The organism is Flavonifractor plautii ATCC 29863, from assembly GCF_000239295.1.
GTDB lineage: Bacteria > Bacillota > Clostridia > Oscillospirales > Oscillospiraceae > Flavonifractor > Flavonifractor plautii.
Window position 1 is genome coordinate 1 of record NZ_JH417850.1, and the last position, 8,969, is coordinate 8,969.

Annotated in this window: 11 protein-coding genes; 2 read left to right on the plus strand and 9 right to left on the minus strand. The window is 62.6% G+C overall.

The genetic code is table 11. The features are described 5' to 3' along the window. Positions 1–104 precede the first annotated feature (104 nt). The gene (locus HMPREF0372_RS17415) at positions 105–677 is read left to right on the plus strand and encodes a xanthine phosphoribosyltransferase (protein WP_007495412.1); all 573 of its coding nucleotides are present in this window, start codon (positions 105–107) and stop codon (positions 675–677) included. Between the two features lie 13 nt (positions 678–690). Further along, positions 691–1,089, plus strand: coding sequence for a PaaI family thioesterase (locus tag HMPREF0372_RS17420; RefSeq protein WP_007495415.1), 399 nt, complete (start codon positions 691–693; stop codon positions 1,087–1,089). Positions 1,090–1,143: 54 nt separating this feature from the next. Here the strand turns inward: HMPREF0372_RS17420 and HMPREF0372_RS17425 are convergent, their stop codons facing one another. The 9 genes from HMPREF0372_RS17425 to HMPREF0372_RS17460 form a co-directional block, all read right to left on the minus strand. After that, positions 1,144–2,610, minus strand: a complete 1,467-nt coding sequence (locus HMPREF0372_RS17425; RefSeq protein ID WP_007495417.1) for a DUF4153 domain-containing protein — start codon at positions 2,608–2,610, stop codon at positions 1,144–1,146. A gap of 5 nt (positions 2,611–2,615) precedes the next feature. Beyond that, the gene (locus tag HMPREF0372_RS17430) at positions 2,616–2,903 is read right to left on the minus strand and encodes a hypothetical protein (protein ID WP_007495418.1); all 288 of its coding nucleotides are present in this window, start codon (positions 2,901–2,903) and stop codon (positions 2,616–2,618) included. Positions 2,904–2,921: 18 nt separating this feature from the next. Further along, positions 2,922–3,383 carry a hypothetical protein gene (locus HMPREF0372_RS17435; RefSeq protein WP_007495420.1) on the minus strand — a complete coding sequence of 154 codons (462 nt, stop codon included), beginning with the start codon at positions 3,381–3,383 and terminating at the stop codon, positions 2,922–2,924. 123 nt (positions 3,384–3,506) lie between these two features. Beyond that, positions 3,507–3,728, minus strand: a complete 222-nt coding sequence (locus tag HMPREF0372_RS17440; RefSeq protein WP_007495422.1) for a helix-turn-helix domain-containing protein — start codon at positions 3,726–3,728, stop codon at positions 3,507–3,509. A gap of 12 nt (positions 3,729–3,740) precedes the next feature. Next, a complete protein-coding gene (locus HMPREF0372_RS17445; protein ID WP_007495424.1) occupies positions 3,741–4,337 on the minus strand; it encodes a DUF2975 domain-containing protein in 597 nt (198 codons plus the stop codon). A gap of 89 nt (positions 4,338–4,426) precedes the next feature. Beyond that, positions 4,427–5,152, minus strand: coding sequence for an NAD-dependent protein deacylase (locus HMPREF0372_RS17450; protein ID WP_009259216.1), 726 nt, complete (start codon positions 5,150–5,152; stop codon positions 4,427–4,429). A 41-nt stretch (positions 5,153–5,193) separates the two neighbouring features. Continuing rightward, positions 5,194–5,355 (minus strand): FeoB-associated Cys-rich membrane protein, encoded by a 162-nt coding sequence (locus HMPREF0372_RS20220; RefSeq protein WP_007495428.1) that lies wholly within the window; start codon positions 5,353–5,355, stop codon positions 5,194–5,196. Then, a complete protein-coding gene (gene feoB / locus HMPREF0372_RS17455) occupies positions 5,349–7,808 on the minus strand; it encodes a ferrous iron transport protein B (protein WP_007495430.1) in 2,460 nt (819 codons plus the stop codon). Before feoB ends, HMPREF0372_RS20220 begins: the two co-directional genes overlap by 7 nt. 185 nt (positions 7,809–7,993) lie before the next feature. Next, the gene (locus HMPREF0372_RS17460) at positions 7,994–8,455 is read right to left on the minus strand and encodes a CD1247 N-terminal domain-containing protein (protein WP_039997983.1); all 462 of its coding nucleotides are present in this window, start codon (positions 8,453–8,455) and stop codon (positions 7,994–7,996) included. Positions 8,456–8,969: the final 514 nt, after the last annotated feature.

Here is an 8,969-nt window from a genome sequence, read left to right on the forward strand (position 1 = left end):
TTCACCGTCCAATATGTTTGACAAACCTACAGCAGGGGCGTGTAAAATAGTTTATAATCTTATTCAGAAGCATTGAAACCGTGCATTGGACGGAAGGGAGTACCATGGAAGAATTAAAACGACGGATTTTAAGCGATGCGGTGGTCGGCGAGGGGGACATCATCCACATGGACATGTTCCTCAATCACTGTATGGATATAAATCTCATGGAGCACATGGGAAACGCGCTGGCAAAGCGTTTCCGGGGTGTGAGGATCACCAAGGTACTGACTGCGGAAAGCTCCGGTATCGCCTTGGCCTGTTTTGTAGCACGAGCTCTGGATGTCCCGGCGGTCTATGCGAAGAAGTTCCAGACCGGGTACATCGATCCGGAGGTCTACTCGGCCGAAACCCACTCCTTCTCTCTGGAGAAGTCCTATACCCTGCGGGTCTCTAAAAAGTACCTGGACGGGGACGACGTGGTTCTCCTGGTAGACGATATCCTCTCCAATGGGCAGGCCATTCTGAGCCTGCTGGAACTCGTCTCCAAGGCGGGCGGCGAGGTGGCCGGCGTGGGCGTGGCCATCGAAAAGGCCATGCGGGACGGCGGCCGTGTTCTGCGGCGGATGGGCATCCGGGTAGAGGCCCTCGCCACGGTGGAGCGCATCGAGGGCGACCGCATCATTCTGAAAGATTGAGGAATCGGGAAACATGGCAGACGAAGCACAGCTTGACGCAATTGCAAGGGCCAACGCCTTTGCCATCTATAACGGTATCACGACCCATCAAACTGGGGACGGCACGGCGGAGGCCATCCTGGAGATCGGGCCGGATAGTCTAAACCCCTATGGTCTGCTCCACGGAGGGGCCTACTACACGCTGGCCGACTGTGCCGCCGGAAGCGCCTGCCGGACCGACGGCCGGAAGTATGTGACGCTCCACGGCAGCCTTGATTTCATCCGCTCCGCCAGAGCGGGTCAGGTGATCGCCCGGGCCCGGGTGGAGCACCGTGGCCGCACCACCTGCCTGGTATCCATCACCGTGGACGACGGAGCGGGTACGGTATATGCCAGCGGCCGCTTCACCTTTTTCTGCACCGGCCCCCTCTGAGCAGAGGGGCGACCGCCCGGACGGCAAACGCTGTCCGGGCGGTTTTTGTTCCTGCTACTGCCCCCGCCAAGCGGCCACCGACCAGGTCTGCCAATGGGCGGCCTGCCACCTGGCGCTGTCCCGAAGCGTCTCCACCGCCTGGCGCAGCTCTGTCTCCTCCGGCTGGGCCTCCAGCAGCTCCTCCAGCGCAGGCAGGGCCCCCAGCCGTCCGTCCGAGGCGGAGAGTACCGCCCCGGTGTCCAGGCCGCGGCCAATGTTGTAGCGGGCCACCAAGTCGTCCACATTGGCGTAGTTAAGGAGCAGCCAGCCCGCCACCCCCACGCTCAGCAGCACCCGGAACCAGTGGAAGTGCCGGTGCCACACCTTCCACAGGGCGGCTGCCAGGAGCACCGCCAGCACGGCCATCCCCCAATAGGTCAGCGCCCGCTTAAAGGACAACCCATAGGCCCCCACATAGAGGTTCATGCGCCACAGGGCGGATACCAGCAGCACGCCGCTGGCCGCCACCAAGAGTGTACCCAGCACCTGCACCATCCTGAGCCCCCGCCCCTCACCCTTGCAGAGAGCAAGGCAGGCCAGCAGGCAGGCCAAATTGACCGCGGCTACGGCCACAAGCTGGAAAAAACCGCTGCGGGCATAGCTCGCATAGCTGATTCCCACCTGGGCCAGGTAGTCAGCGCCGCCGAACAGCGCTGCGCACTGCACCGCCAGAAAGAAGGCATACAGGACATCCAGTACTGCCAGGATGGTGACCGGCCCTGCGGCCTCCATTGAAAGTCCCTCCACGGGCCGGGTAAGCCGCTTCAGCGGCTCCGGCCGCCGCAGGGAGTAGAGCAGCCCGAACAGGAATGGGGCGACAAGCAGTCCGAAAATCAACCGCAGGGCCCACAGCGCCAGATGCTCATCAAACCAGTCCGCCGCCCGGCGGGTCACCTGGGCGAACAGCGCATCCGCCGATGTGAGCAGGGGAAAGACCACCATCAGCAGTGGAACGCACACCAGCAGTGCCCCCAGGACATAGGGCATCTTTTTGCGGGAGAGGCCCCGAATGGAGCCCAGCGCCTGAACCGACGCGCCCAGATAGCCGAACAGGCCGCCCATCACCCGCAGGAAACGCTCCCCCAACATGGCGGATGTCCCAACGGAATACACCTCCATCCCCGGCCAGCCCCCCATTTGAATTCCCATCAGCAGAACGAGGGCCAGTGTGTTCCACAGCCGGAGCCACGGATTGGCAAACAGGGCGAAGGTCAGAGCCAACAGGCCCACGGCGTACAGAAGAAGGCGGTTTTCCCGCCTGGCCAGCGGGGCGGCGCCGCCGTACCAGAACAGGACGCCATACCATGCCGCCGCCAGGAGGGTCATCCCCAGGCCGGACAGGCCCCAGAGCAGCGCCTCCGCGCACAGGACGCCCACGCCCCATGCCAGAACCAGCAGCGCCCGATCCCTCCCGTCCACCGGAAACACCCGCCGGGCCGCCGTCACGGGCGGCGTTACCGGGATAGTCTTTTTCTCCTCCATTTGTCTCACTCCTTATATCTGGTACGGAGCCATGCCGCGGCGTTGAGCGCCAGGGTTCCAAGGACCAGAGCGGCGGCGCTGAGGGCGAAGGCGTGCGCTGTATCCTGAATGGCGGACAAGTCGCCCGCCTCCACCTCCAGGTAGACATGGAGAGGCACCAGGGACAGAGCGACGGCGCAGCACCCCAGACTGGGGGCGCACAGTCCCGTCCGGCGGGTCATCAGGGCTGCCAGGCCCAGCGCCCACGCCAACAGGCCCAGCGCCAGCGGGCCGAGGGTGCTCAGATCGTCCATTCCGACATTCCTCCTGTCTCAGGTGTCCAGCTCCTGGTAGTACAGGATGCCGGTATCTGGGTCATAGACCGCAAAGGTATAGTTGTAAGAGTACCGCTGCCACATATCCTCCGTCTCGTCCTCCTGACGGTCCTCCAGATACCACCACCCCCGGGCTGGCACGGGCCAGTCCGGCCAGTCCGACGCGCCGGCGCCGTCCGGGTAGAGGCGCTCCTCCAGTTCCGGCTCCATGGGAAACAGACTCCATCCCACGCTGGATACGGCCTCCTCCACCGCCAGAGCGTCCTCTTGGGAAAAGGTCAGCTCCATGTGGAGCAGGCCGTCCCCGTGGAAGCCCCCGTGGCTGTCCCCGGAGGTGACTGCCGCCGGCTGCGGCAGCACAATATCCAATTTCCGGGCCACGTAACCGGCGTCCTTCTCCCCACCGCAGCCCGCCAGCAGCAGGAGTGCCAACATCATCGCAATCCATATCCGTATCATAAAGCAATCCCTCCTGTCTGTCTCTGAGGATAGCACAGGAGGGATTGTTTGTCAATTTATTATTATCGAATTTCAATAATATTTTTTTGAATATAACAAAAAACGGACAGCCAAAGGCCACCCCTACGGGTGTTCTGCCGACTCCGGCACGTATTCCAGCAGGTCGCCTGGCTGACAGTCCAACGCCTTGCAGATAGCCTCCAGCGTGGTGAAGCGCACCGCCTTGGCGTGGTTATTTTTCAGGATGGACAGGTTGGCCAGGGTGATATCCACCCGGGCGGAGAGCTCGTTGAGGCTCATCTTCCGCTTGGCCATCATCACGTCCAGGTTGACGACAATGGGCATGGCTCCCCCTCCTCAAATAGTCAGATCATTCTCCGCCTTCAGCTCCGCCGCCTGACGGAACAGCGCGGACATGACCAGGCAGAGCAGGCCGCCCAGGATAAAAATGGGGACAAACAGGGCGTTATAGGTCAGCAGGGGCGCGATGGAACCGTAGTAGAACAGCCCCCACACCACCCGGGCCAGCGCGGCAGCGGCGATCAAAAAGCAACACACCGCCGCCCGGCGGAGGCTGACGCCGTTCTCCGCCCGGAAAGGGGCGCCCGTCAGGATGGTGCCCAGCACCCGGCGGCCCTGCCACAAAATTACGGCGGTGCAGATGCCGCAGAACAGGAGGAAAAGGGTGAGGACAAAGGTGAAGGCAAAATTCTCCGTCCAAGCCCCCACTACTACCAGAAACATCTGTAGACCAGGCGAAAAATAGGGCCAGTCGTCCCCAGGCAACGGTGGTTCTGCTGTCAGATTGCCTAACAGCTCAGGCAATGGGATTTGGCACCCAGCAACGGACACTAGTACCGGCACCAAGGGCAGGACAATGAGATTACACACGAATGTGATAGTCACCAGGATCTTCAGTACCCCGGCCAGCTTCTGCACAGCGGTTTTTTCCATGGTATCTCCCCCTTTAGGGAGAGTATACCATGGGTTTTATCGATTTTCAACAAAAAAATTGAAAGGGCGTCCACGCGGACGCCCTTCTGTTATACCCGGATGGCTCCCAGTACTTCGCCGAGAGAGGCATTGATGACCAGGCCGGCCTCTCTGTCGTAGGGGGTGGCGCTCCTGTTGATCAGGGCCAGCCTATTCCCGCGGTAATAGCGGATCAGCCCCGCCGCCGGGTACACCGCCAGGGAGGTACCGCCGATGATCAGCATGTCCGCCCCGGCGATGGCCTCCACCGCGCCCTCCATGGTTGTCTCGTCCAGGCACTCCTCGTAGAGCACCACGTCTGGCTTCACCACCCCGCCGCACGCTGGACAGTGGGGCACGCCGCCGGTCTCCAGCAGGAAGTCCAGGCCGTAGAACCGGCGGCACTTCATGCAGTGGTTCCGGTGGACGGAGCCGTGGAGCTCGTACACCGTTTTGCTCCCCGCCGCCTGGTGGAGCCCGTCGATGTTCTGAGTCACCACGGCGGTCAGCTTTCCCGCCGCCTCCAGCTCCGCCAGTTTCCAATGAGCTGCATTGGGCCTGGCCTGCGGAAAGAGCATTTTGCTGCGGTAAAATCGGTAGAACTCCTCCGGATTCCGCTCAAAAAAACTGTGGCTTAAAATCGTCTCCGGCGGAAATGCGTATTGCTGGTGGTACAGGCCGTCCACGCTGCGGAAGTCGGGGATACCACTCTCAGTGGACACCCCCGCGCCGCCGAAAAAGACGATATGCCGGCTCTCGCTGATCCAGTCCTGAAGCTGTTTGAGTTGATGGTCCATAAGAGCGCCTCCTTGCTGCGGGCCGATGTGGGCATCGGCCCCTATGTCCTGCGGTGGCGGCAGCGGGTGTGGGGGCAGGAAGGGCATCCGCCGCAGCCGCACCCCCGCTTGCCCTTCAGACTCTGGTGGAAACGGTAGATCAGGTAGGCCGCCGCCCATACGATCAGCGCCGCCACACCGGTATATACGATATATTTTAACATCCTATCACCCGCAGCACAAGAGAGCCGAGCTGATAGACCAGGAAGGAGCCCAGCCAGGCGGCCCCCAGCTGCCAGCCGATGGAGGCCAGGGTCCATTTGGTGGAGTTCATCTCCTTGCGGATGGTGGACACCGCCGCCACGCAGGGCACATAGAGCAGGACAAACACCAGGAAAGAATAGGCGGCCAGGGGGCTTTGGAAGGTGCCGCCCAGGGCGGCGGCAATCGCCGCACCGCTGGCAGTGACAGAAAAGCCGTAGAACATGCTCATGGAGGAGACCACCATCTCCTTGGCCACCAGTCCGGTGAGCAGGGCCACCGCCGCCTGCCAAGTGCCGAAGCCCAGGGGGGCGAACAGGGGAGCCAGGAGGCCGCCCACGAAGCCCAGGATAGAGGACTCCTCGTTGGACACCATGCCGAAGGTCCCGCCCTCAAAGCCGAAAGACTGAAGGAACCAGAGCAGCACACTCATGGCCAGAATCAGGGTGCCCGCCTTCACCAGGAAGCCCTTTACCTTCTCCCACACGTGGAGGGCGATATTTTTGAGGGTGGGCAGGCGGTAGGGGGGCAGCTCCAGCACGAAGGCGGCGGGCTCTCCCTGGAAAACCAGCTTCTTGAGGAGGATGCCCGAGCCGATGGCGAAGAGCAGTCCCAGCAGATAGAGGGAAAATACCACCAGCCCTCCGTATTGGGGGAAGAAGGCGGCGGTGAGCAGGCCGTACACCGGCAGCCGGGCGGAGCAGGACATAAAGGGAACCAGCATGATGGTCATGCGGCGGTCCTTCTCGTTCTCCATGGTGCGGGCTCCCATGACTGCCGGGACGGTGCAGCCGAAGCCCATGAGCATGGGGATAAACGCCTTGCCGGACAGGCCGAAGCGCCGCAGCAGCCGGTCCATAATGAAGGCCGCCCGGGCCATGTAGCCTGAATCCTCCAGGAAGGACAGGAACAGAAATAGAATGGCGATCTGGGGCAGGAAGGTGAGCACGCCGCCCACACCGGCGATGACGCCGTCCACCAGCAGGGCCTCCACCCACGGTGCAGTACCCGCGGCGGCCAGGAGGGAGCGGACACCCCCGGCAAACCAGCCGCCGATAAGGGCGTCCACCCCGTCGGCCAGCATCTGCCCCGGCCCGAAGGTGAGGGCAAACATACACAGCATCATCAGCAGGAACACCGGGATGGCCAGAACCTTGTGGGTCACGATGGCGTCAATGCGGTCGGACAGGGTGGGCGCCCCCAGAGGGCGGCCCCGCCTGACGCACTGGGCCACCACGGTCTGGATGAACTGGTAGCGGGCGTCGGCGATCAAGGTCTCCCGGTCGCCCAGATCATAGGCCCCCTCATACTCCCGGCAGACGGTCTCTAGCTCGTCCCGCTCCCTCTGAGACAGGCCCAGGGCTTTCTCCACCAGGGCGTCCCCCTCGATGAGCTTGATAGACGCCCAGTGGGCGGGGATATGGGCGGCGTAGGCCTTGTCGTGGATCAGCTCGCCCACCTTGTGATGGATCTGGTGGGTAAAGCCGTCGTACAGATCATCCGGCTCAATGGTGACGCCCACGTGCATCTGCCGGTGGGCCGCCTCCAGCAGAGTCTGGATGTTCTCCCCTGACCGAGCAGTGATGGGAATGACCGGCACCCCCAGGGCCTTGGACAGCCCCGCCACGTCGATGTGGTCGCCGTGCTTCTCCACCTCGTCCATAAAGTTGAGCGCTATGACCATAGGCCGCTCCAGCTCCAGAAGCTGGGCGGTCAGGTAGAGGTTGCGCTCGATGTTGGTGGCGTCGATGATGTCGATGATGGCGTCGGGCCGCTCCCCCACGATGAAATCCCGGGCCACAATCTCCTCCATGGAATAGGGGGAGAGGGAGTAGATGCCGGGCAGATCCACCACTGTGACGGACTTGCCATCCACCTGGGCCCGACCCTCCTTCTTCTCCACTGTCACGCCCGGCCAGTTGCCCACGTACTGGTTGGAGCCGGTGAGGGCGTTGAACAGGGTGGTCTTTCCGCAGTTTGGGTTGCCCACCAGGGCCAGCTTCATCTCCCGGGTGTCGTGGCTGGCGTAGTCGGGCACGCCGCCGTGTTCCGCCGCCTCATGGGCGTGGTCGGCGTCCATCCGGCGGAGGGTTTCCTCGTCCGGAATGTGCTGCACCATGCCGATGCGCCGCCGACGTGTCTGGGCGCGCCGCTCCCCCTCCGCGCCGGTCGCCACCCGGATCTGGGCCGCGTCCGCTTTGCGCAGGGACAGCTCGTACCCCCGCAGGTTGAGCTCCACCGGATCGCCAAAGGGGGCTACCTTGCGCACCGTGACCTCGGTGCCCGGAGTCAGCCCCATATCCACCAGCCGCCGCTTCACCGGGCCGTTTTCATTGCCCACCTGGAGAATGACGCCGCGCTCACCCGGCGCCACCTCCTCCAGGGTTCTCTCATTCTGTTCCGTCTGAGTCCTCATAGCCGCTCCACTCAAAAAGTTTAGTTTACCTAAGTTAACTCCTTCATTATACTATGCCATCCAGCGCCGCGCAAGAGACCTGCGGTGCTGTTTTCTACAAAAAGCGGGCGCTATGGGGCGCGGTCCTGCGTAGTTCCACAAAAAAGAGCGGGCGCCCGCTCAAGGCGCCCGCTCAGGGGGTTCTCTTACTCGTGGTCGTGCTCCTCACAGCCGCAGCCGCACTCGCCGTCCCCGTCGTCATCCCCGCAGCAGCAGTCGTCGGACAGATCCAGCGCAAACTTCTGCTTGCAGCCGGGGCACTGAATCACGCCCTCTTCCAGGACGGACTCGTCGATCATCAGGGTGTCGCCGCAGTTGGGGCAGTCCACCTCAAAAAAATCGTCGTCCTCGTCGCCGCAGCAGCAGTCATCATCGTCGTCATCCTCGTCAAACACGGCCTTCTCCACGTCGGAGAGGTCGTCGGAGATGGCGTCGATCTCTTCGCCCAGGGCGACGGTGTTCTCCTCCAGATCCTCGATGGACATGCCGATCTCCTCCAGGATACCGATCATTACGGAGATGAGCTTGCCCTCCTTGGACTTGGCGGTGTCCAGATCCAGGCCCTCGGCCAGACCCTTCAGATACGCGACCTTCTCAGAAATAGTCATAATAATCTCCTTTTCACAGGCGGCCCAAAGGGCCTTCACAAAACGATGCGCCTTTACAGCGTCAGCTATCGCGCCTCACACCCTCCGCGACGGCACACTGCTTACCGCTCCGCAAAAAACATCTTGCGCCTACGGCACAACTGCTTTTTCGTCTGCGCGGTTCGCTGTGCGCCTGTTCCCGGGCGTTCGGGCGCTTACGCCTTGCAGCGCTCCAGATACTCGCCGGTGCGGGTGAATCCCACGCAAAGCACGTTTTGCGCGGGAACCCTTTGATTTCATTTGCGCGGCGGAACTGAATTCCGCCTTGCGCCAAGGTTTTGCCTCCGGCAAAACCCTTGTGCGCGCCGGAGGCGCGCCCCGCTGCGCGGGGCCCCCGACACCCGCCGATGCCCTTCCGCTTCCGCGGAAGCCCGGCAGGCGATCAGGCCTTGCAGCGCTCCAGGTACTCGCCGGTGCGGGTGAGTCCCACGCAAAGCACACTTTGCGCGGGAACCCTTTGATTTCATTTGCGCGG

What these genes read in the sequence shown, in the direction of transcription:
- HMPREF0372_RS17415 (WP_007495412.1), top strand. Translation starts at nt 105, where the DNA reads ATGGAAGAATTAAAACGACGGATTTTAAGCGATGCGGTGGTCGGCGAG.
- HMPREF0372_RS17420 (WP_007495415.1), top strand. Translation starts at nt 691, where the DNA reads ATGGCAGACGAAGCACAGCTTGACGCAATTGCAAGGGCCAACGCCTTT.
- HMPREF0372_RS17425 (WP_007495417.1), bottom strand. Translation starts at nt 2,610, where the DNA reads ATGGAGGAGAAAAAGACTATCCCGGTAACGCCGCCCGTGACGGCGGCC.
- HMPREF0372_RS17430 (WP_007495418.1), bottom strand. Translation starts at nt 2,903, where the DNA reads ATGGACGATCTGAGCACCCTCGGCCCGCTGGCGCTGGGCCTGTTGGCG.
- HMPREF0372_RS17435 (WP_007495420.1), bottom strand. Translation starts at nt 3,383, where the DNA reads ATGATACGGATATGGATTGCGATGATGTTGGCACTCCTGCTGCTGGCG.
- HMPREF0372_RS17440 (WP_007495422.1), bottom strand. Translation starts at nt 3,728, where the DNA reads ATGCCCATTGTCGTCAACCTGGACGTGATGATGGCCAAGCGGAAGATG.
- HMPREF0372_RS17445 (WP_007495424.1), bottom strand. Translation starts at nt 4,337, where the DNA reads ATGGAAAAAACCGCTGTGCAGAAGCTGGCCGGGGTACTGAAGATCCTG.
- HMPREF0372_RS17450 (WP_009259216.1), bottom strand. Translation starts at nt 5,152, where the DNA reads ATGGACCATCAACTCAAACAGCTTCAGGACTGGATCAGCGAGAGCCGG.
- HMPREF0372_RS20220 (WP_007495428.1), bottom strand. Translation starts at nt 5,355, where the DNA reads ATGTTAAAATATATCGTATATACCGGTGTGGCGGCGCTGATCGTATGG.
- feoB (WP_007495430.1), bottom strand. Translation starts at nt 7,808, where the DNA reads ATGAGGACTCAGACGGAACAGAATGAGAGAACCCTGGAGGAGGTGGCG.
- HMPREF0372_RS17460 (WP_039997983.1), bottom strand. Translation starts at nt 8,455, where the DNA reads ATGACTATTTCTGAGAAGGTCGCGTATCTGAAGGGTCTGGCCGAGGGC.